Consider the following 21,306-nt stretch of genomic DNA (forward strand, 5'->3'; position numbering starts at 1 on the left):
AACTGCCGAAAGCGCTCGTAGAAATCTATGAGCGCTCTCAATAGCGGCAATCAAAAAGCATCCGGCAACCCATTGCCGGATGCTTGCTTCATTTCCCTAAAACGAGGCCACCCGCACAACTCAGGGCCAGTACTGCCAGAAACACGCCTGCCAATACATAATCGAGACCGCTCACCTTCACTGGCCGATAGAATTCTTCGCGCCGTTCTCCGGTGAATCCCCTCGCTTCCATCGCGAAGGCGGCGCGTTCGGCTTTTCGTACGGCTCCGGCGAGCATCGGGATCAGGAGGCGTCTGGTGCCGGCGATCCGCTGCCACCAGTGCCGGTCCCGGCCGACCCCGCGGAGGCGCTGGGCCTGCCGGATCTGGGTGAGTTCGTCTTTCAAGACGGGCAGGAACTGGTAGCCGACCATCGTGCCGTAGGCGATTTTCGGCGAGATCTTGAGTTGTTGCATGAGACTCATGACGAAGGTGACCGGATTCGTGGTGAAGGCAAACAGCAGCGACAGCGTCGAGAAGGCCATAACCCGGAAAGTCAGTGACCAGGCATGGGCCCATTGCGTATCAGTGACTTGGATACCAGCGAAGGAGCCGATGACTTCACCGCCGGTGTCCGCTCCAAAGACGAGTGTCGTCCACAGGTATCCGACAGCGCCGAGCGTGAAGGGCAGCATCATGAGCGCCCACAGCTTCCAGTTGATCCGGCTCATCGTCACTTGAAGGACGAGGATCGCGATCCAGAAAAGTAGCGGCGTCCATGGATCAAAGAAGAAGGCCAGCGTGAGCATGGAGACAGTCACGATGACGAACTTCACCGACGGGTTCATGTCATGCAAAAGCCGGCTCACGGCTGTCCGCTCCTTTCGGCGGGAGAAGGTGGTGTGTGTACAGCAGTGCAGAGTCCGCCCACACATCCTCCGCTTTGAATTTTCCGGTCAGGCGTCCTTCATTAACCAAGAAAATCGAATCTGCGACAGCCGCGGCGAATTCCATGTCATGGGTGATGATCAGGAATGTGATGCCTTCCCGGGAGCGTTCGTCAATAAGCGAAAATAGCTCCTGCAGACCTGCCGCGTCCTGGCCGGATGTCGGTTCGTCCATGATGATGACCGGGCGGTTGTCGGCGAGCATTGCGCCAATCGCGACGCGGCGCTTCTGTCCATGGCTGACCGAGAACGGATGCGCATCCCAAATGGGCATGAGCTTCAGCCGTTTTGCGAGATCGTCCTGCGTTTCCGTCGTAACTAAGCCCGAGAAGGCGAGTTCGTCCCCGACGGAATTCGTCAGAAACAGGAATTCGGGTGACTGGGGAACGTATCCGGTGCCGGGTGACCGGACGGTACCGGAGTGTTTGTAAATGCCGCAGAGCGCCTTGGCAAGAGTCGATTTCCCGCTCCCGTTCGGTCCAGCGATGACGGCGATTTCGCCTTCACTCACATCAAATGAAAGCGAAGCAAGCAGCTGTTTCCCGCTGATTTCAACCGACAGGTCCGATACAGATAGGGCAGGCCTGCCGGTGATGCCGGAGGCGCGTTTTGGGAAAACAACCGGAGCTTTTGGGACGGCCGGCTCGTCCGCAAGAAGCCGGCCTTCCGAGCCGAGTGCAATCTCCCTTTCAAAGAATCCCTCCCACAGATCAAGCCGGTGTTCCACCGCGACAATCGTCAGGCCGGTCTGCTTTTGAAGGCTGTCCAACCACCGGACGAAATTCCGGGCGGTCAGCGGGTCGAGGTGGGAGAGCGGTTCGTCCAGAAGGAGGACCTCCGGCTCTGCCACAAGTGCACAGGCAGTGGCAACACGCTGCTTCTGGCCGCCGGACAGGGACTGGATGACCGAATGGCGGAAGTCCGCGAGTCCGGTCTGATCGAGCACGTTCACAATCCGTCGCTCCATGTCAGCACGGGGAACCCGCAAGTTCTCCATCGTGAAGGCGAGCTCCTCCTCGACGGTCGTCATGCAGAACTGGGAGTCCGGATCCTGGAAGACGGTCGCGATCAGCCGGTTGATCTCCCCGGGCCGGTAATCGTCGGCACTTTTCCCGAACAGACGGATGTCACCCTCCACAATTCCATCACAGTTCAGCGGATACAACCGGTTCAGCAGGTAAAGCAGGGTGCTTTTGCCGCAGCCGCTCGGCCCGCTGATGACGACCCGCTCGCCTCGGTGGATATCGAACGTCAAGCCGTTCAACGTGTTGTCCGGGTCAACAGGAAAACGGAATGAGGCATCCTCAAGCGCAAGAATCGGATCATGCACCGGCCCCACCCTGTTTCGGTCGGGAAATGGCGTAACCGCGGAGCGCGCCAGTTGCCAGCAGTCCGTCGGCGAGGTACTTGCCGCCTATTCCTGCAATGATGGCGCCGCTCAGCACGCGCAGCGTGAACATGAGGAGCACGAACGACGGGTCAAGCGCGGCATAGCCCGAGACAAAGTAACCGTAAACGAAGCTGAACACCGCAGCACCGGCGCCTGCTAGCATCATGACCGCCAGATTAAAGTGCCGGTAGCGGGTGGCGGCAAATGCCGCTTCGGCGCCGAGACCCTGGATAACTCCGGACAAGATCAGGCGCGGGCCGACCGCATTGCCGAGCATGACTTCAATGATGGCGGCAATCGTCTCCGGCAACACCGCGGCACCGGGCTTGCGGATGATGGCCATCGACAGGATCGACACGATGAACCAGATGCCGAACATCCACTCATAGGCGATCGGCCCGATCAGGCCCGCCCAGATGTTCCCGAAGTGGATGGCGACAAGATACACGATACCGAATACCACCCCGAACAGGGACATGAGCACAATCTCTTTGAGTTTCCATGACTTCAACATGTCATTTCCCTCCGTGGGACGGACTGTTGATGCTCATCGAGACCGTCATAACGAGATGGCGGTGCTCCTCGGAGCGGGCGTGGGTAAACGTCTTTTCATAAAAGTCGAACACATCGTGGATATCCCCATGGATCCCGCTCGCGTAATGCATTGACTCATTGAAGACGCCGCGTTCTTTCGCGCGCTCCACTTCACGGTAGATGACCGACATGTAATCCGGATTATTCATCGGATACAATGCAAACTGCGACGATACATATTGCTTGGTCGGGTCGTTGTTCAGCACCTCATCCGGCTTGTCCAGGTAGGCATCTCCCGCGGTGTCCCCAGGGCAGCCCGCCGAAAATGTCCCGTTCAGCGCCACATGCACGCCGGTTTTCGCTGCGTGGAGGGCCAGCGCCTTCGCCACGTTGAACACATGCACCTGCTTTCCGCGGATGACCGTCGACACATCATCCGTGTGCATCCATACCGCGGACGTGTCCACCTCTTTAAGCGCTCCCTTGATGACCGCCACAAAATCATCGGTCATCGGATTGAGCGTAAACCGGAACCCCACGATTGGGCTCATTCCACACTGCAATTCTTCCATTTCTAAATTCCCCCTTCTGAAAATGAACACAAAAAAGCTGCACCCGTGAAGATGCAGCCGTAATTTCAGAACATGCCCATTAACAGAAGGGCGCAATGAAACTCGCCGCACTTCCTCACGCAGGTCCTAACCTGATCGAGTTCAAAGGGATCGGAGCAGCGCTCTCATCTCAGCCCGTAACGGGCACCCCCAGTGCAATTGACGGTATACAGTTTGTTGTGTCCCGGGTTGCCCCGATGCCTCCAGTGTAGAGGAAGGGGGCGGGGAAGTAAAGGGGGTCCAATTAACTCTAAGCCTGACGCCCTGGAACATGAAGGCAGAAAAAGAGTTTGGGTATTTATGGATAAACAGAAAATTCCAATTAGATTTTGGTGGGTCTTTTAACTCATGTCGCTTGTTGATTTCCACAACTATTTACCACCATCGACTAGGTAATTCGGTAACCATCTATGGACTTTACCTTTCAGTATTTAATATACAGAAAATTTTAAATACAATAAGTGAGCGAATAGATGTAAGCGCTTTAAATAAATTTCGCGCTTTCTCAATTCAAATTATTGCTTCTCCGGAGGGAGAGAAAGGGGGACGATCTGCTGGTCCGTTATAAAAAAGGTAAACACGGCTCCTGTCGGATTGTTGTGAGGTTCAATTCATTAAGGGGGATCTTATGAAGCGAAACATCAACCGCAATTTCCTGAAGTTCCTCATTGTGCTCATCGCGTTCCAGGACGTGGCGGCGGGCGTTGCCGGGTCGATCATGGCCGACATTATCAAGGCGTTCCCGGATTATAACCCGACCATCGTGATGATGGTGGCGACGTTCCCGGGCCTGCTGCAGATTCTTCCCGCACTTTTCTATGGCAAGCTGTCTGCCCGTTTTAACAAGCGTCATCTCCTGTTCACCGGTCTGACGCTGTTCGTCATCGGTGGAACCATGCCATTCTTCCTTGCAGATAATCTGCCGCTCATCATCGCCTTCCGCGGGATGCTCGGACTCGGTGTAGGGATCACGATGCCACTGTCGATTGATATCATCACCGACTTCTTCGAAGGACGCGAGAAGGACTTCCTGATCGGTTTCGGTACGTCCACCGTTGCCTGCATCGGAGCGATCTTCTACCAGCTCGCGGGCGGCATGCTGGCGGATGCGTTCGGCTGGCAGTACGGGTTCCTCACATACCTGCTTCCGATCTTCATCCTGGCGCTGACGTTCCTCTACCTGCCGGAACCAAAAAAGAAGGAAGGCCAGGCGGAAGCCGGAAAGGTCAAAGTCAAAACACCGAAAGTGGTTTATTCGGTCACACTCGGACAGATGGTTTACTCCGCTCTGATCTTCGGCTATGTGACCAACATTTCGGTTGTCATCCAGAACGACCAGCTCGGCACTGCGACACAGGCGGGCATGGCAATTTCCGTCTTTACGTTCGGAACACTCCTCGCCGGTTTTGTCTTCGGGAAGGTCAAGCATCTGCTCCCGGTCTCTTATCTGCCGGTCGCCGTCCTGATGACGGGTGTGGGGATGCTGGTCTGCTACTTCTCCCATTGCCTGACGATGATCTTCATCGGAAGCATCATCGGAGGCGCAGGGATGGGCATTGGGCTTCCGGGTGTGTTCGCGCGTGTCACCGAGGCGACGCCGCCGAATTCCGGGACTTCCTATGTCGGTCTCGTCGTTGTGGCACAGGGGCTTGGCGGTATCCTTGGACCATTCGTCTTCGGAGCGATCATGCAGCTGTTCAACCAGGACATCGGGCGTTTCCCGCTCCTCATCAGCACCGTCGGCCTGTTTGCACTGGCGCTGGTCTGGTATGTCGCGGTGAAAATGCCGAGGGCCAAAACCGGTGCTCCGCAAGTTTCTGTTGAATAAGCAAGCTAATTAGGACCTCCAGTTTCATGGGAGGTTCTTTTTTCTGCGGCATAGAAGGAACCGTCAGGCCCGTCCATAATAAATCTACTAAGTTTATTGATTTATCAAACAAATCCTCCTGAACAACACTGACGGCCTGTCCTCTATAATCAAGTCAACTTAACTGGATAAAGCGCTTTCAAAATGCCTTTTGGCCATTGAGTTGGAGAAATGCAAGGACATCAAACGGGAGGGATTTGAAAATGAAGAAATTCTCATGGACTGTGCTCGGACTGTTTCTTGTGCTTTTGTCCGCGTGTTCTTCGGCGGATGGGGAAGAAGGGGAGGCGGCCCAAGCTGATTCCGAAGGCGGCGGGGAGATTCAGGAAGTGAAAGCGAAGCTCGCCCACAGCTATCCTGTCGGCTTGTTCGCTTCAAAAGGATATGAGCATTTTGCAGAACTGGCCAATGAAAAAAGTGACGGCAAGATCGAGATCGAAATTTATCCGTCCGGCCAGCTCTATCTTGATACGGCGATGCCGAATGCCGTCTCAAGCGGACAGATCGAAATGGGAGTGAACACGATGGAAATGTGGTCATCCCAATTACCACTTGCCGATTTTTCGACCTTGCCTGTATTTGATGACTACGCTCATGTTCACAGAAGCTTTGAAAATGGGCTGGCTGAGGTGTTTGAAAAAGAGTTGGGGAACTTTGGCGTAAAGCCCTTGCTGTGGACAGATTCAGGCTTTGCCTATTTTGCTTCAACGGACGAACCGCTTCTGAAGCCAGAAGACTTCGAGGGGATGCGGGTAAGGACGACAAGCCCTACAATGTCCAGGTTTGTAGAGTTGGTGGGCGGGACACCGGTCTCCATCTCCAGCGCCGAAACTGCGCAGGCACTGCAGCGTGGAACAATTGACGCCGCTGTCTCATCAGTTGCAGGGTTCCAGGCAATGCAATACTTCGAGTATAGCAATCGGTACTCGGGGAAGTTCAACGCTGGTATCGTTCTGCTTTCGGTTAATCAGAAATGGTGGGACGGTCTGAACGAAGAGACACAGGATGTATTGCTGGAAGCCGCAGCCGAAGCCCAGGACTGGATCGCGAAAGAACAGGAAGCGGTTTATGCGGATGCAACTGCTGCCCTTGAGGGTGAAGGAATGACAGGCCATGAAATCGACCGGGCTGCATTTGAATCGGTATTTGCGGAATTGAAAGCAGGGTTTATTAAAGAGGCCGGACCTGTAGGAGAAGAAGTTCTGAAAATCATCGAAGACAACAGATAACAAAGCGGGAGGACAAGAGAGATTGCTGCTTTTGTCCTCTTTCTTATTAGAAGGGGGGATTGCAAGATGAAATGGGTTATGCGACTGATGGACAGAGTCATCGATGCTGCAGGCGCTCTCGCAGGTATTTCAGTTTTCCTGATCTGTTTTGCGGTGACCTGGGGTGTCATTGCCCGATATTTTCACATTGGCGCGCATTGGGTCGAGCCGGTCACGGTTTATATGTTCATCGCCGCATCATTCCTGGCCGCTTCCTATGCAATGAAGAAAAATGAGCACATCCGGGTTGATATCCTCTTAGGTAAGCTGAATCCCGGTATGAAAAGAATGTTGGAAACCTTGCTTATGTCAGTCAGCCTTGCTCTGTTCCTCTACATTTCCAAGCTGGCTTTTGACATGTTCCAGCAGTCACTTACGTTCAATACAAAAGATCTGTCACTTCTCCAGGTGCCAATCTGGATTCCCCAAGCGTTTGTGTTTATTGGTTTTGTCCTCCTTGTCCTCTCCATTGTCCGGAGAATCTTGGTGATCTGGATGCCCGATCCGGAAGTGCAGTCAGGAGGTGGCGAATGGAATACGCAGTGATTATCGGGTTGTTTTTGCTGCTGCTGTTTCTGGGCATGCCGGTGGCATTCACGATGCTGCTGATCAGTTCCGGAATCCTGATCGTTTATATGGGGGCGGATGTCGCGAACCTTCAAATACCACAGGTCATGTATAACTCCTTGAATAACAGCATGCTGGTTGCTATTCCGGCTTTTATTCTGACCGGTCAGATTATCCTGCAGAGCGGTCTGGGAACGCGGGCATTCCGTGCTGCCGATGCGTGGTTTGGACATCTTCCGGGAGGGCTGGCGATTGCCACCGTCATTACGTGCGCCTTTTTTTCGGCTTTAACCGGTTCCAGTGTCGCGACCGTTCTAACACTCGGTTACATCGCTTCTGAGGAAATGATCAAGATGGGTTATCCGAAACGGCTGGCATACGGCGTCGTCGCAGGTGCGGGAACACTGGGTATTTTAATCCCGCCGAGCGGGCCGATGATCCTATACGGCGCAATGACCCAGGAATCAGTCGGCAAGCTTTTCATGGCAGGGATCATCCCCGGGATTGTTCTCATCAGTTTATTTATCTTGTTTATTGTCTTTACATCGCGGGGGCTGAAGCGCAGGGAAAAGGCACCGATGAAAGAGCGGTTCACTGCTCTCAAGGAAGTGATGTGGCTGTTCTTGCTCCCCGTTATTATTATCGGAGGAATCTATTCGGGCATTTTCACGGTAACGGAAGCCGCGGGGGTTGCTGCGGTAGTCAGTATTCTGCTTGCGGTAATCGTCTACCGGAGTGTCGGGTGGAAGGAACTGATCGAAGTGATGCGGGCTTCCGCCGCGAATACAGGAATGATTTGTTTCATCTTGGGATCGGCACTCCTTTTCGGATTTTCTATCACACTGATCGAATTGCCGCAGACCATCCAAGCTTATTTTGAGGCGGCAGATATAAATAAATGGGCATTCCTGGCACTTGTCACACTGATTCTTTTTGTTCTTGGAATGTTTATGGAAGTCGTGTCCATCCTTCTGATCATGACACCAATCCTTTACCCGATCATGGCCATCTATGGCTTTGACATGATCTGGTTTGGAATCTTTATGATCATCGCCCTTGAAATTGCGGCCATCACACCGCCGCTTGGGATGAATTTGTTTGTCATGATGCAAGTATCGGACAAGCAGGGGAGAAGTGTGGGTCTGATCAGGATGACAAAGGCCGCATCGCCTTATGTGGCGCTAATGATTGTGCTGCTCTTCATCATTACAACTTTGCCGGCGCTTGTGACTTGGCTGCCGTCTATTACGGATACGTAAGGGGGAAGTAAATTGAAAGCGATTGAAGGCTATACCGCACGATTCGGGGAAGGGCCGCTCTGGGATGAAGAAATCAACCGTCTGCTGTTTGTTGACTTGGAAGCGAAAAGCGTAATCAGCCAAGATGTCGTAACCGGTGACCATGAAGTCTGGAAGCTGCCGTTTCCGGTGACATCGGTGATCAAACACGATCAGGATCACTATCTGTTGGTGGCGATGCATGAAATCTTCTTGTTCAACCGCCATACGGAGATGCTTGAAGACTATCTCTCCTTTGATTTGGAGCCGCATATCCTCCTGAACGATGCCCATAAAGACTCCCTGGGGCGGATATGGGTAGGGACAGTGGATCATCGCTTCAAGGCATTCAAGGAAGATCCGGCGACTGCGCTGGAACCCTATCCGCATCATCCTGCCAGACTCTATTGTATCGGGCCGGACCGGACAGTGACGGAATTTAATGATGAACTGATCCTATCCAACGGGATTGCGATCAATGAAAAGAAAAAGAAATTCTATCATGTGGATTCGGGCACAGGTGCTATTTGGGTAATGGAGCTCGAAGATGGCCCCCTATTGCTTAACCGCCGAAGGCTAGCAGGCTTTCCCGGAGAAGACGGCTTTCCGGATGGCATGACCATGGATGCGAATGGGGACTTATGGGTCGCGTTATTTAAATCCAAGTTTGTTGCGGACCGGTTTAAAGAAAACGCGGTTCTGTGCAAGGTTTGCGGCGAGACCGGACAGTTGCTTGAGCGAGTGAAGCTGCCGGTCACACATGCGACGTCCTGTGCCTTCGGCCGGGACTGCCTGTACGTTACAACTGCATCTGAACTGCTCCCGGAAGACGAGAGAATACGGGAGCCGGCCGCGGGAAAGGTCATACAGCTGGAAGTCAGCGTGACTGGTATTTCTGAAGAAGCCCGAGCCTTCTCGCGGAAAGGTTAATGTGACACAATAGGCGCTCCAACTTTGGGGTGCTATTAAAATGCTAAAATGCAAAGACGCTTTTCCGTAAGTTTTTATTGGTAAACGGATGGAAAACTATGAAGCACACACGGAGATTCCAATAGTCATTGATTGTTAATGAACCATTGTCGTAATATTTCATCAAGAACGATGTAAGCGTTATCAAAAATATTGTCAGTACTTGTCGAGTGAACCAAATTGGGGCACCGGTCCATGGCAGTCCGGGTGGCGATCGACTGCGGTACACAGCGGGATGTCATCCGCAGTATCGTGGCAGCGAGCTGATTTTCGAACCAAACAAACACAGAAGGGGCTTGATACACATGGCAATCAAACAGCGCAAAGTCAAAACAGGCGATTACGAAACGTATATCCACGAGGGGGGCGTCGGCAATTCGGAAACGGTCATCCTTCTCCACGGAAGCGGCCCGGGAGCGAGTGCGGCGGCCAACTGGAAAGCGATCCTTCCGGAATACGAAGACCGGTTCCATGTCATCGCACCCGACCTGGTCGGCTTCGGCGACACCGACCATCCGACAGAGTATCCGGAAAACGGGGCACAGTGGATGAACTGGCGCCTGAAGCAGGTTCTGGATCTGATGGATGCGCTGAACATCGACAAGGCACATCTTGTCGGGAACTCGCTCGGGGGCGTGATTTCCCTGTTCCTCGCGATGGAAGCACCGGACCGTTTCGACCGGATCGTCCTGATGGGAGCGGGCGGAGGCCTGACCGAGCCGACTCCGGAACTCGCGAAGCTTGCCAACTTCCATAAGGACCCTTCCAAGAAGTCAATGTACAACCTGCTCAGCTGGTTCCTGTATGACCTGGAGGGCATGGAAGATAAGCTTCAGGCCATTGTCGATGAACGCTTCGAGATCTTCAGCCGCGAAGAGGTCCGTCGTTCGTACAGGGAGAACTTCACGAATTCGCATCTGTCCGACATGCTGGTGCCGCCGTCCGCGCTAAAGCGCATGAAGCAGGAATTCCTGCTGATCCACGGCCATCAGGACCGGTTCGTTCCGCTCCAAAGCAGCCTGTATGTCATGGATTACCTGGAAAACGCGGAACTGCATGTATTCAAGCGTTGCGGCCACTGGGCGCAGGTTGAGCAGAAAGACCGTTTCCTCGGTCTCACGAAGGAATTCTTCAGCCGCGGTAAAGTTGCCGAGCCTGTCTAAACCACGAGAAGGAGCGATTATAGATGACACAAGTAGCAACAGATATCCGTACGGAGCTCAAAGAGCGGGCGGAAAGCTTCATCCCTGAACTGCGGGAACAGAACCTGAAGATCGACCAGGAAAGCGCACTGCCGGATGAGGTCGTCAAAAAGCTCCAGGACGCGGGCCTGCTGAAAGTTCTCCGACCGGAAATCTTCGGCGGCCACCAGACCGATATGCGCACCTACCTCGATGTCGTCACTGGAATCGCGCGCGGCAACGGGTCGGCGGGCTGGTTTGTCGCACTGTCGAACATCCGGGATTACATGATTTCCTACGCATTCGGCCAGCAGTGCCTCGATGATATCTTCGGCGCAGGCGAAGATGTCGTGCTTGCGGGGAACTTCAAGCCGATCACCTGCAAGATCGACAAAGTGGAGGGCGGCTACCAGATCCATGAAGCAAAATGGCCGTTCGTATCCGGCAGCCCGCACGCCGACTGGTTCTACTTCGGCTTCCCGGTTGATGACGGGAACGGCGGCATGGAGATGGCGATCATGGTCCTTCCGCGAAAAGACGTCACGGTCCTCGATGACTGGAATGTCGTCGGCCTCCGCGGCTCCGGCTCCAACAGCGTCGAAGTGAAGGATGTCTTCCTTCCTGAACACCGGGTGTCTCTCGACCGGCTGGCAACCAAGGGTCATTACATGATCGAACCGCTCCGCGACATCCCGCTTTACCGGACGCCGTTCGTGCCATCACTGACGCTGTCGATCGTGGCTGCCGCACTCGGCATCACGAAAGCTGCGATGGACCTTCATATGGAGCGCGTCATGAAGGCGGGAATCGGAAACACGTTCTACGACAAGATGAGCGAAGCGCCGATCACTCACCAGCAGGTCGCGACCGCCCAGCTGAAGATCGACTCTGCGGAGATGCATCTGTACCGCGCCGTCGACATGCTCGATGAGTATTCGAAAAGCGGCAAGGAGCTTACCCAGGCGGAAAGCATCAAGATCAAAGCCGACTTCGGCTACGCCAACCAGCTATGCAAGGAAGCGATCGACTTGATGGTCGCGGGCGCAGGCTCCGTCTTTGCCTATAACCGCAACACGTTCCAGTTGGTGTACCGGGACTTCCTCGCGATGCACCTACACGGATTCATCACTCCATCCAGCCTGATCGAGACATACGGGCGCACCATTTGCGGACTTGAGCCGAATACGTACTTTGCCTGATCAACGAAATCATTCATTTATATAAGGGGGCCATTCAACATGACGAAACTCGAAACTGTCCAGGAACAGCAGCGCATCAAAGTCCAGCCGGAAATCTCCAAGCTCGGCCACTTCGGACTTGTGTCGACAGACCTTGAAAAGTCTCTCTGGTTCTTTAAGGAAGTCATCGGGCTTGAAGAAACCGAAGAAAAAGACGGCGTCCATTACCTACGCGCATGGGGCGACTTCGAGCACCATACGCTCTCGATCCGTGCGGGTGAAGAGTCCCGTCTTGATCATGTTGCCTGGCGCACGAAGCGTCCGGAAGACGTCGACGCTTTTGCGGAAGTGCTTGAGAACGACGGCATCCAGGTGGAATGGGTACCGGAGGGAACTGAAGCCGGACAGGGCAAGTCGTTCCGCTTCAAGACGCCGAGCGAGCATACTTTTGAGATCTACTTCGAGATGGAAAAGACGCTCGCTTCGCCTGAAACTCGCTCGGTCCTGAAAAACCAAACGCACCGCTCCTGGTCCCGCGGGGTATCGCCGCGCCGAATCGACCACGTGAACCTGCTGACGAACTACTCGGTCAAGGACCTGTCCCAGTTCATGGCGGATAAATTCGGCTTCAAGATGCGCGAATGTGTCGAAATGCCGGACGGGGAACTGGCCGGTTCGTGGATGAGCGTCACGCCGCTCGTGCATGACATCGCGCTCAGCTTCGACCCGCATGCCGAGACGCCGAACCGCGTCCACCACATTTCGTACTGGCTGGACAACGCACAGGATCTTCTCCGCGCGGCGGACATCCTGAAGGAAAACGGCATCTACTTCAAGGGGCCCGGCAAGCACGGCATCTCGCAGGCGATGTACATCTACGCCATCGACCCGGGCAGCGGTGTCCGCATTGAGATCTTCACGAACGGCTACCTCATCTTCGAGCCTGACTGGGAGCCAATTGTCTGGACGGTCGATGAGATGGATATCGGATTTACCTACTGGGGCGATCAGATGGACAACAAGCCGGAAAATAACCCGACGATCAAGGCCTGATGACTATTAAAGGAGGAATCCGCTATGGATGACCGTTTGTTCCGCAATGCGATGGGCAAGTTTGCTACAGGTGTCAACGTCCTGACGACGAAGGTGGGCGATGAGCCGTTCGGCATGACCGCCAACGCCTTCATGTCGGTGTCCCTTTCCCCGAAACTGGTGGTCATTTCAATCGGTGAACGGGCGAAGTTCCTGGACCGTGTGAAAGAATCCGGCCGCTTTGCCGTCAACATTCTCGCCGACGATCAGCAGCACTTCTCGATGATGTTCGCCGGCCAGCTGAAAGACGGGGAAAAATGCGCGTTCGAGGATCTGGATGGCCTGCCGGTCGTTCCGAATGCTGTCGCGCAGATCAGCTGTAACGTCGTGAACGAGCATGTCGAAGGCGACCACACGCTCTTTATCGGAGAAGTGACGGATATCAAGCTGGAAGAAAAAGACCCGCTCATCTTCTACTGCGGCAAGTACCGCGCGCTTGAAGAGCAGGAACTCAGCGTCGTATAAGAGAAGATTTGAAGAAAGGCAGAAGGCGGCGATCACCCGGGTCAGGGCGAGCGTCCGCCTCCTGCATGTTTAAAGGATGGGGGAGAGAAATGATGGACAGAGTGAAAGCCGCACAGCGATTGAGAGAAGCGGAACGGACCGGAAAGCCGATCGAGCCGTTTACATCAGGAGAAGAAGAGATCACAGTCGAAGATGCCTACCAGATCCAGCTTCTGAATATCCGGGAGCGTATTGCACAGGGAGCAGAATTGAAAGGGCTGAAAATCGGCCTGACGAGCAAGCCGATGCAGGACATGTTCGGCGTGGATACGCCGGACTACGGGCATATCCTCGATGACATGGTCTACGGAAGTGATGTACCCGTTGAAGCGGGAGCGTTCATCCAGCCGAAAGTGGAATTCGAGATTGCATTCTTCCTGAAAAAGGACCTGAAAGGACCGGACGTGACGGCGGAGGATGTCCTTGCCGCGACGGACTATGTCGTCCCGGCGGTTGAAATCATCGACAGCCGGATCCAGGCCTGGAAGTTTAAGTTCGAAGACACGGTCGCCGACAACGGATCGTCTGCAGGGGCGGTTCTCGGCAGCAAGCGGACAGAACTTAACGGCATTGATCTGGCCGGCGTTGAGATGAAGGCCTATAAGAACGGCGAGCTCCTCGATGAAGCAACCGGAGCGGCCGTTATGGGGAACCCGGCAAAAGCGGTAGCCTGGCTCGCCAATGCCGTCGCCGAATACGGCATTGAACTGAAAGCGGGACAATTCATTTTGTCCGGCGCCCTCGCAGCGGCTGTTCCCTTCGAACCTGGAGACGAATTCAGGGCCGACTTCGGCAAACTCGGCGACGTCTCGGTCTCATTTGCGACAGAAGAAGTGATGAATTGAGGAGAGGGGATCGGCATTGGGCCGGTCCCTTTTTTAGTGGGAGCGGTGGCGAATGACGAGACTTTTACTGTGAAAGACGATATATCGGCTGTGAATGACGAGATTGCGGGGCTGAATGACGAGACTGGCCGGATGAATGACGAAACCGTATAAAATTGCGGAAACCATAGGGTGAGATCTTCGCCGGAAACTCATTCTCGACAATATTCCGAAAAAACTAATAAAAACTACCGGAAAAGCATCGGAATCTCGTTGTTTTCTGTTGTACAACTGTAAAACTTCCTTAGATACAATAAACACAACAGAAATGAAACCGCATACAAAATGCGTCGGGGGGATGGAAAATGGCACATCCGGAAATTGCGAAGCTGGGTCATGTCGCGCTGGTCTCATCAGATTTGGAAAAGTCGCTTTGGTTCTTTAAGGAAGTCATCGGCCTGGAGGAGACGGAAGCAAAAGACGGCGTCCACTACCTCAGGGCGTGGGGGGATTTCCAGCATCATACGCTTTCCCTTGAAGCGGGGGACAGCGGACAGGTTCGCCATATCGGCTGGCGGACAAAGCATCCGGAAGATGTGCAGGCGTTCCGGGAGCTTCTGGAACAGGACGGGGTCGAAGTGGAAGCGGTTCCTGCCGGCACGACGCCGGGGATCGGGGAAGCGATCCGATTCCCGCTCCCGAGCGGACACCAGTTCGAGCTTTACTACGATGTGGAAAAACCGAAAGCGGATGAGCACCGCCGCTCAGTGCTGAAAAACCAGACGTACAAGGCTTGGGCGAAAGGTGTCTCTCCTCGCCGGTTCGACCACGTCAACATCCATACCGATACGGATGCGGCATTGACTTATGACTTTCTACGGGAGCAGCTCGGATTCAAGATGCGGGAGTATGTCCGTGACGATGACGGCAACGTGCTGGCGGGCTGGATGAGCGTCACATCGCTTGTTCACGACCTGGCTTTTATCCAGAAACCGTCGCTTCCGTCGCCGGCTCGCCTTCACCACATCTCCTACTGGTCGGATGACTCGCAGGACATCCTGCGGGCCGCGGACATCCTGAAGGAAAACGGTCTGAGGTTTATCGGGCCGGGCAAGCACGGGATTTCGCAGGCGCTTTATCTGTATGTCATGGATCCGGGGAGCGGCTGCCGGGTGGAGCTGTTCACGGGCGGCTACCTGATTTTCGAACCGGACTGGGAGCCGGTCGAATGGACGCTCGCGGAGCGTGACCTCGGCAACACGTACTGGGGCGACACGGTGTCCGACAAGGAAGACAACAACGTGACGATCATGGCCTGAGCCACGGACTGACCACACTGAAGAGGTGATGCGGAATGAAAACCATCGAGATCAACCATGACAACCTGTGCCACTGGCAGCTGAGTCTTCCCGATCATGTGATTGCCCTCGGTTTCTTTGACGGACTGCATTCGGGCCATCAGGAAGTGATCCGGACAGCGAAGCGGGAAGCAGACCGCAGGGGACTGCCGCTGTCCGTGATGAGTTTTTTCCCACATCCGAAAAGTGTGCTGTCCCGCGGCAAAAAGCAGGTGGATTACCTGATGCCGATTGAAACGAAGAAACAAAAGCTGAAAGAGCTCGGAGTCGACTACTTCCTGATCGTCGAGTTCAGCCTCGAGTTCGCGGGACTTTCGCCGGAGCGGTTCGCCGGCGATTATCTCGCGGGGCTGAATGCAGTCCATGTCGTCTGCGGGTTTGATTATACGTACGGCAAGATGGGCGCCGGGAACATCTCGACGCTTGAAACGGACGGCGATGGGGCGTACAGGGTGACGGTAGTTGAGGAGGTCGACCTGTACGGGGAGAAGATCAGCTCGACCCGGATCCGTGAGGCGCTTTCCGAAGGGGACATCGGCATGACAAACCGGCTGCTCGGCGAGCCGTACCGGGTGGAATGGTGCCCGAGGAACGGATTGCTGCCGTACTACACGCTTCCGGCGCCGGGTGCTTACCGGGTGACCGTCACTTCCGGCGGCGAAGAGAAAACGGGCATGATCGACGTGCTTTGCAGGGAGAAGATCGACTTCCGCCGGATGACCCTGCCGGAAGATTCCAGGACGGTCATCACCTGGCACCATGAACTCAAGAAACCGGCCTATTCGGCCATTTAAATAGGGGGAGATGGAATGACTCGGAATAAGCAGTTCCGGAAACTGTTGCAACAACCCGAAGCGTTTTTGATGCCGGGTGCCTATGACGCAATGACGGCGCGCCTCGTGGAAGAGTTCAGCTTCCCGGCGGTGTATGCGACCGGTGCGGGCATCTCGAATGCACAGCTTGGCTGGGCGGATGTAGGACTGACGACATCGACGGAAATCGCGGATGTCGTCAGCCGGATGGCGGATGTCACGACGATTCCGATCGTCGTCGACGGGGACACCGGGTTCGGCAATGCGCTGAATCTCATGCGGACGGTCCGCCAGTTCGAGCGGGCGGGGGCTTCCGCGATCCAGTTCGAGGATCAGGTGTCACCAAAAAAATGTGGTCATTTCAGCGGCAAGGCGGTCATCTCCAAAGGCGAGATGGTCAACAAGATTAAGGCTGCAGTCGACACGCGGCAGGATGAAAACCTGGCGATCATCGCACGGACGGATGCAGCGGCCATGAACGGTCTGGAAGACGCAATCGATCGCGCGAACGCCTACCGGGAAGCGGGGGCGGATGTGATCTTCGTCGAAGCCCCGACAACCCTTGACGCTCTAAAGGAAATTCCGAAGGCCGTTCCGGGTGTCCCGCATCTGATCAACATGGTGGAAGGCGGGAAAACGCCGCTAGTGTCCCTGAAGGACGCGGAAGCGATGGGCTTCCATATCATGCTGTGCGCCAACACGGTGCTGCGGTCCGCCATCAAGGGGGTCCGTGACAGCCTGGAAGTGCTGAGGCGCGAGGAATCGCAGGAAAACATCCACTCCCTGATCTGCACATGGCAGGAACGCCAGGAGCTAGTGAAGCTGAAGGAAATCAAGGAACTGGAAGACAAATACGTGCAGGAAGAAACGTTCGAGGAGGTTGGTCAATGATGAGTCGTGAAGTGGATTTTGATATCGCCATCGTCGGCTGCGGTTCAGCCGGAACAGCGGCAGCGCTCGCGGCGGCTGAGAAAGCAAAAGAGGGGAACGAGGATCTGAAAGTCGTCATCCTGGAGCGCGCTGATTACGACAACCGCGGCGGCAACTCACGATGGACCGCTTCGTACATGCGGATGGAAGACATCGACACGCCGGCGCCCAACTTCGTGGAGGACATGCTGGCGTTCTCGGACAACTATGCCGATCGCGCGTATATCGAAACCCTGCATGAGAATGCGGGCCCGACATTGCGCTGGGTGGAGTCGAAAGGCGTCGAGTTCGACTACCTGCCGACGATGTTCCTGACTGCCTCAAAGCCCCGTCTGCTGCCGGTCGGCGGCGGACGTGCGCTGATCGATACGCTGTCGCTCCGCGCGCGTGCGCTTGGAGTGGAGATTATCTATGAGGCAACGGTTTGGGACCTTGGTCTGAACGACGACGGTGCTGTTGACCATCTCCGTGTCCGCATTGAAGGCGGTGAGTCGATCCGGCTTAACGTCAATTCTGTCATCTTCGCATCCGGCGGATTCCAGGGCAGCCACGAGATGATGGCCAAGTACATCGGACGTGATGCCCATAAGATTCCGACTGTCGCGGAAGGCGGCCTGTACAACAAGGGCGAGGCGATCAGCATGATGCTCCGTGTCGGCGCGAAGGGCGGCGGACAATGGGATTCCTTCCACGCCGAGCCGGTCGATCCGCGAAGTAACCGTGAAGAAGCGGGTGTCATGACCTATCCGTATGCCATCCTCGTCAACCTGAACGGGGAGCGCTTCACCGATGAAGGAGAAACGACGATCGACGAGCAGTACGAAGCGGTCGCGCGCAAGATCTTTTACGAGTGCCCGAATCATATCGCTTATATGATCACCGACCAGAAGCTGTACGATATTCCGGATTACGAGGAAGCCCTTCAGACGGAACAGCCGCCGATCACGGGCGAATCAATCGAAGAACTTGCAGAGAAGCTATCAATCCCGCCGGAAGCATTGGCCAAGACTGTTGCGGAATTTAACGCCGCCGTCCAGCCGGGTGAGTTCATCCACAACAAAAAGGACGGCAAGAAAGCGGTCGGCATCAACCCGCCAAAGTCGAACTGGGCGATCCCGATCGACCAGGGGCCGTTTATCGCCTATCCGGTCATCTGCTGCAACGTGTTCACGAACGGCGGCATCGCGACAGACACGCAAGGACGTGTCGTCTCGAATGATAACCAGCCGATTCCGGGCCTGTATGCGGCGGGTGAAATGACGGGACTTTACTACGGCAAATATCCGGGCGGCACCTCGGTCCTGCGAGGCCTCGTATACGGCAAGCGCGCCGGTGAGAACGCGGTCGAATATGTCGCGCAGGCGACCAAAATGCTGACATGAGGAGTGGGGATATGCTGAAAGGAAAAGCGGCGTTTGTAACAGGGGGCGGCCGGGGAATCGGCAGGGAAACCTGCCTGCTGCTGGCTTCCCATGGGGCGGACATTGCGGTCAGTGCGCGCAATGTGGCCGAATGTCAAGAAGTGGCGGAAGAAGCGGAGCGCCTGTACGGAGTGAAGGCAATCGCCGTACCGTGCGATGTGAGCAATGAGGCAGATGTGGAAGCTGCCGCGACCAAGGCAAAAGAAGCGCTCGGCAAGATCGACATCGTCATCAACAATGCCGGCGTGATGCTCAAGAAGCCGCTGTCGGAGACGACTTCAGAGGAATGGCGGTGGGTCCACGCGGTCAACACGGATGCTCCGTTTTACGTGACGAAAGCATTCGTGGACGACATGATCACCCGGAAGGATGGCGTCATCATCAACGTCTCCTCCATCTGGGGCACAAAAGGCGGTCCTGACCGCAGCGCCTATATCTCGTCCAAGCATGCCGTCATCGGCTTTTCCAAGGCGCTTGGGGAGGAACTGAAAGGCCACGGCATTCGTGTGAACGCGGTTTGCCCGGGACCGGTCGACACGAAAATGACGAGTGAACTTGGGCCGGACCTGAACAAGGAAGGATGGCTCCAGCCGATCGATATCGCCCACGTGATCACGGATCTCTGCCTTCCGAAGTCCAGGGCGGTCACGGCATCCTCGGTCCATGCATTCGGTGCGGGGAGCCCGGTGGGGTTATAAGTACGGTTCCAAACTTTGCGTTACACACTACAAAATAGATTAACTAACAGGAGGAATCATCATGTCTGAATTTGTTACTGCAGTAGAATCCAAGAGCGTAAGCGTCACGTTGGCGAAGAAGATGCTGGAAGCGGCAGAAGTGAAAGGGAAAGAACTCGGCATGCCGTTCAGCATCGCCATCGTTGACAAGGCGGGCAATCTGAAAGCCTTCACGGCGCAGGACGGGGCACCGATCCTGAGCATCGATATCGCACAGAACAAAGCGTTCTCGGCAGCGGCCTACAACCGTGCAACGCACGAGTGGTACGACCGTCTAAAGGACGACCCGCCGCTTCTTCACGGCATCGTGCACACGGAGCGCCTCGTGATCTTCGGTGGCGGCTACCCGATTCATCTGGACGGCGAGTGCATCGGCGGAATCGGCGTGAGCGGCGGTCACTATACGCATGACATGAAAGTATGCGAAGCGGGACTTGCCGTCCTGGAAGAACTTAAAGTCACGGAGGCCTGATTCAGATGGCCCAACGGGTGGATCTCATCATCGTTGGCGCCGGCATGGCCGGACTGAGTGCGGCAGCGGAAGCGGCGGATCACGGCGCTTCCGTTCTCGTTCTTGAAAAAGAACCGGAATGCGGCGGGAGTTCGCTGCTGAGCGGGCGGTACATGGCGTTTGGCGGCACTGATCTTCAGGAGGCGGCCGGTTTCAATGACAATTCGGAAAGCCTGGTCGCGGACATGCTGGCGGTCGGCGAGGGAAAGAACGAACCTTCCCTGGTCGAAGCCTACGGCAGACACCAGCTGGAGACTTACCGGTGGCTGCAGTCAAAAGGAGTCCAGTTCCATGCCGTCCAGGCGGTCAGCGGTCACAGCATCCCGCGCGGACACCAGATTACGCCCGCGCAGGCGATTAAGACATTGAAGCAATCGGCGGAAGCATCGGGTAAGGTCAGGATTCTGACGGAGGCACCGGTCAGGCGGCTGAAAAAGAATGCGGAGGGCCGCGTGTCGACCGTCGTTTATGAACAGGACGGTGCGGAATTCGAGGCGGAAGCCGCTCATGGAATTTTGCTGACGGCGGGGGGCTTTTCCAGGAGCAAACAACTGCTTTCGGACGTCGCGCCCCAGCTTGACGGCGCCATCCGGATCGGCGGGAATGGCAATGTCGGTGACGGAATCCGCATGGCCGTCGAACAGGGGGCTTGGACCCGGGACTATGCTTACTTAAAAGGCACGTACGGCTTCCACCCGACAGCGGACGGGCCAAGGAAATCCCAGGCCCTTGCCTTTTATAAAGGCGCCATCATCATCAACAAAGAGGCGGAGCGGTTCGTCAACGAGTCGATCTCGTACAAGCTGATCGGCACGGAAGCCCTGCGCCAGGTAAACGGTGAGACGTATCAGATCTGGGACCAGGACGTGATGGATGCGGGCGTCGAAGGGGATGCGCTTTATGACTTCCGGAAGCTGCTGGACCTCGGGCTGATTATATCGGCACCTTCACTGGATGCCCTCGCCGCCCGAATGGACCTTCCGGCGGGCGCACTGAAAAAGACGGTGGCCGATTACAATGCAGCAGTCCGGAATGATAACGACGTGTTCGGCAGGAAAACGCTCACTCACCACTTCGGTAAACCTGTCGTCCTCGACAGGGCCCCGTTCTACGCCATGCGCACAACGGTGGCGATGCTGGCGACTTATGCAGGTGTTGCAGTCAATGAGCATGCGCAGGTGCTGAATCCGTTCGGCGAACCGGTCGAAGGACTGTTCTCCGCAGGCGAGATGGTCGGCGGATTCCACGGTGCGGGCTACATGACGGGAAGCTCGCTCGGCAAGGCGGCCATTTTCGGCCGGGTTGCCGTCAGGACGGCACTCAAGCCTGCCGTTGTCTCATGAGGGGGGA

General features: G+C 55.5%; 21 protein-coding genes and 1 riboswitch. Of the genes, 17 read left to right on the forward strand and 4 right to left on the reverse strand.

Annotated elements, in window-relative coordinates; genetic code table 11:
• Positions 1–88: 88 nt before the first annotated feature.
• From AC6CHQ_RS13360 to AC6CHQ_RS13375, 4 genes are read right to left on the reverse strand one after another with little or no spacing between them, the layout of a single operon-like run.
• Entirely contained in the window at positions 89–847 is a 759-nt protein-coding gene (locus tag AC6CHQ_RS13360; RefSeq protein WP_498081775.1) for an energy-coupling factor transporter transmembrane component T family protein, read from the reverse strand.
• The gene (locus AC6CHQ_RS13365; RefSeq protein WP_498081776.1) at positions 828–2,255 is read right to left on the reverse strand and encodes an ABC transporter ATP-binding protein; all 1,428 of its coding nucleotides are present in this window, start codon (positions 2,253–2,255) and stop codon (positions 828–830) included. The genes AC6CHQ_RS13360 and AC6CHQ_RS13365 overlap by 20 nt, the downstream gene beginning before the upstream one ends.
• Entirely contained in the window at positions 2,248–2,829 is a 582-nt protein-coding gene (locus tag AC6CHQ_RS13370) for an ECF transporter S component (protein ID WP_498081777.1), read from the reverse strand. The genes AC6CHQ_RS13365 and AC6CHQ_RS13370 overlap by 8 nt, the downstream gene beginning before the upstream one ends.
• Position 2,830: 1 nt before the next feature.
• Positions 2,831–3,421: a YkoF family thiamine/hydroxymethylpyrimidine-binding protein gene (locus AC6CHQ_RS13375; RefSeq protein WP_498081778.1), complete on the reverse strand. Its 591-nt coding sequence runs from the start codon at positions 3,419–3,421 to the stop codon at positions 2,831–2,833.
• Between the two features lie 95 nt (positions 3,422–3,516).
• A riboswitch (TPP riboswitch) is annotated at positions 3,517–3,622 on the reverse strand.
• A 466-nt stretch (positions 3,623–4,088) separates the two neighbouring features.
• Between AC6CHQ_RS13375 and AC6CHQ_RS13380 the strand changes: the two genes are divergently transcribed.
• From AC6CHQ_RS13380 to AC6CHQ_RS13460, 17 genes are all read left to right on the forward strand, one after another.
• The gene (locus AC6CHQ_RS13380) at positions 4,089–5,288 is read left to right on the forward strand and encodes an MFS transporter (protein ID WP_498081779.1); all 1,200 of its coding nucleotides are present in this window, start codon (positions 4,089–4,091) and stop codon (positions 5,286–5,288) included.
• A 242-nt stretch (positions 5,289–5,530) separates the two neighbouring features.
• Entirely contained in the window at positions 5,531–6,556 is a 1,026-nt protein-coding gene (locus AC6CHQ_RS13385) for a TRAP transporter substrate-binding protein (RefSeq protein WP_498081780.1), read from the forward strand.
• Between the two features lie 66 nt (positions 6,557–6,622).
• Complete coding sequence (locus tag AC6CHQ_RS13390) at positions 6,623–7,141, forward strand: TRAP transporter small permease (protein WP_498081781.1); 519 nt, start codon at positions 6,623–6,625, stop codon at positions 7,139–7,141.
• The gene (locus AC6CHQ_RS13395; RefSeq protein ID WP_498081782.1) at positions 7,126–8,421 is read left to right on the forward strand and encodes a TRAP transporter large permease; all 1,296 of its coding nucleotides are present in this window, start codon (positions 7,126–7,128) and stop codon (positions 8,419–8,421) included. Before AC6CHQ_RS13390 ends, AC6CHQ_RS13395 begins: the two co-directional genes overlap by 16 nt.
• Positions 8,422–8,433: 12 nt before the next feature.
• Entirely contained in the window at positions 8,434–9,369 is a 936-nt protein-coding gene (locus AC6CHQ_RS13400; protein WP_498081783.1) for an SMP-30/gluconolactonase/LRE family protein, read from the forward strand.
• Positions 9,370–9,713: 344 nt separating this feature from the next.
• Positions 9,714–10,571: an alpha/beta fold hydrolase gene (locus tag AC6CHQ_RS13405; protein ID WP_498081784.1), complete on the forward strand. Its 858-nt coding sequence runs from the start codon at positions 9,714–9,716 to the stop codon at positions 10,569–10,571.
• A gap of 23 nt (positions 10,572–10,594) precedes the next feature.
• Complete coding sequence (locus AC6CHQ_RS13410; protein ID WP_498081785.1) at positions 10,595–11,788, forward strand: acyl-CoA dehydrogenase family protein; 1,194 nt, start codon at positions 10,595–10,597, stop codon at positions 11,786–11,788.
• A 39-nt stretch (positions 11,789–11,827) separates the two neighbouring features.
• A complete protein-coding gene (locus AC6CHQ_RS13415; RefSeq protein ID WP_498081786.1) occupies positions 11,828–12,820 on the forward strand; it encodes a VOC family protein in 993 nt (330 codons plus the stop codon).
• A 24-nt stretch (positions 12,821–12,844) separates the two neighbouring features.
• A complete protein-coding gene (locus AC6CHQ_RS13420) occupies positions 12,845–13,324 on the forward strand; it encodes a flavin reductase family protein (protein WP_498081787.1) in 480 nt (159 codons plus the stop codon).
• Positions 13,325–13,416: 92 nt separating this feature from the next.
• On the forward strand, positions 13,417–14,208 hold the full coding sequence (locus AC6CHQ_RS13425; protein ID WP_498081788.1) for a 2-keto-4-pentenoate hydratase: 792 nt from the start codon (positions 13,417–13,419) through the stop codon (positions 14,206–14,208).
• Positions 14,209–14,552: 344 nt separating this feature from the next.
• Positions 14,553–15,506, forward strand: coding sequence for a VOC family protein (locus AC6CHQ_RS13430; RefSeq protein WP_498081789.1), 954 nt, complete (start codon positions 14,553–14,555; stop codon positions 15,504–15,506).
• Between the two features lie 35 nt (positions 15,507–15,541).
• Positions 15,542–16,339, forward strand: a complete 798-nt coding sequence (locus tag AC6CHQ_RS13435) for an adenylyltransferase/cytidyltransferase family protein (RefSeq protein WP_498081790.1) — start codon at positions 15,542–15,544, stop codon at positions 16,337–16,339.
• Between the two features lie 15 nt (positions 16,340–16,354).
• Positions 16,355–17,248 carry an isocitrate lyase/PEP mutase family protein gene (locus AC6CHQ_RS13440; protein WP_498081791.1) on the forward strand — a complete coding sequence of 298 codons (894 nt, stop codon included), beginning with the start codon at positions 16,355–16,357 and terminating at the stop codon, positions 17,246–17,248.
• Positions 17,245–18,669: an FAD-binding protein gene (locus AC6CHQ_RS13445; RefSeq protein WP_498081792.1), complete on the forward strand. Its 1,425-nt coding sequence runs from the start codon at positions 17,245–17,247 to the stop codon at positions 18,667–18,669. The genes AC6CHQ_RS13440 and AC6CHQ_RS13445 overlap by 4 nt, the downstream gene beginning before the upstream one ends.
• An 11-nt stretch (positions 18,670–18,680) precedes the next feature.
• Positions 18,681–19,406, forward strand: coding sequence for an SDR family NAD(P)-dependent oxidoreductase (locus AC6CHQ_RS13450; protein WP_498081793.1), 726 nt, complete (start codon positions 18,681–18,683; stop codon positions 19,404–19,406).
• 61 nt (positions 19,407–19,467) lie between these two features.
• Entirely contained in the window at positions 19,468–19,917 is a 450-nt protein-coding gene (locus tag AC6CHQ_RS13455; protein ID WP_498081794.1) for a GlcG/HbpS family heme-binding protein, read from the forward strand.
• A gap of 5 nt (positions 19,918–19,922) precedes the next feature.
• Entirely contained in the window at positions 19,923–21,299 is a 1,377-nt protein-coding gene (locus AC6CHQ_RS13460) for an FAD-dependent oxidoreductase (protein WP_498081795.1), read from the forward strand.
• Positions 21,300–21,306 lie beyond the last annotated feature (7 nt).

It is taken from the genome of Bhargavaea sp. GQ12 (assembly GCF_059758705.1).

Coding starts and splice junctions, on each gene's coding strand:
- AC6CHQ_RS13370 (WP_498081777.1), bottom strand. CDS start 2,829: ATGTTGAAGTCATGGAAACTCAAAGAGATTGTGCTCATGTCCCTGTTC.
- AC6CHQ_RS13375 (WP_498081778.1), bottom strand. CDS start 3,421: ATGGAAGAATTGCAGTGTGGAATGAGCCCAATCGTGGGGTTCCGGTTT.
- AC6CHQ_RS13380 (WP_498081779.1), top strand. CDS start 4,089: ATGAAGCGAAACATCAACCGCAATTTCCTGAAGTTCCTCATTGTGCTC.
- AC6CHQ_RS13385 (WP_498081780.1), top strand. CDS start 5,531: ATGAAGAAATTCTCATGGACTGTGCTCGGACTGTTTCTTGTGCTTTTG.
- AC6CHQ_RS13390 (WP_498081781.1), top strand. CDS start 6,623: ATGAAATGGGTTATGCGACTGATGGACAGAGTCATCGATGCTGCAGGC.
- AC6CHQ_RS13395 (WP_498081782.1), top strand. CDS start 7,126: ATGGAATACGCAGTGATTATCGGGTTGTTTTTGCTGCTGCTGTTTCTG.
- AC6CHQ_RS13405 (WP_498081784.1), top strand. CDS start 9,714: ATGGCAATCAAACAGCGCAAAGTCAAAACAGGCGATTACGAAACGTAT.
- AC6CHQ_RS13410 (WP_498081785.1), top strand. CDS start 10,595: ATGACACAAGTAGCAACAGATATCCGTACGGAGCTCAAAGAGCGGGCG.
- AC6CHQ_RS13415 (WP_498081786.1), top strand. CDS start 11,828: ATGACGAAACTCGAAACTGTCCAGGAACAGCAGCGCATCAAAGTCCAG.
- AC6CHQ_RS13420 (WP_498081787.1), top strand. CDS start 12,845: ATGGATGACCGTTTGTTCCGCAATGCGATGGGCAAGTTTGCTACAGGT.
- AC6CHQ_RS13425 (WP_498081788.1), top strand. CDS start 13,417: ATGGACAGAGTGAAAGCCGCACAGCGATTGAGAGAAGCGGAACGGACC.
- AC6CHQ_RS13430 (WP_498081789.1), top strand. CDS start 14,553: ATGGCACATCCGGAAATTGCGAAGCTGGGTCATGTCGCGCTGGTCTCA.
- AC6CHQ_RS13435 (WP_498081790.1), top strand. CDS start 15,542: ATGAAAACCATCGAGATCAACCATGACAACCTGTGCCACTGGCAGCTG.
- AC6CHQ_RS13440 (WP_498081791.1), top strand. CDS start 16,355: ATGACTCGGAATAAGCAGTTCCGGAAACTGTTGCAACAACCCGAAGCG.
- AC6CHQ_RS13445 (WP_498081792.1), top strand. CDS start 17,245: ATGATGAGTCGTGAAGTGGATTTTGATATCGCCATCGTCGGCTGCGGT.
- AC6CHQ_RS13450 (WP_498081793.1), top strand. CDS start 18,681: ATGCTGAAAGGAAAAGCGGCGTTTGTAACAGGGGGCGGCCGGGGAATC.
- AC6CHQ_RS13455 (WP_498081794.1), top strand. CDS start 19,468: ATGTCTGAATTTGTTACTGCAGTAGAATCCAAGAGCGTAAGCGTCACG.
- AC6CHQ_RS13460 (WP_498081795.1), top strand. CDS start 19,923: ATGGCCCAACGGGTGGATCTCATCATCGTTGGCGCCGGCATGGCCGGA.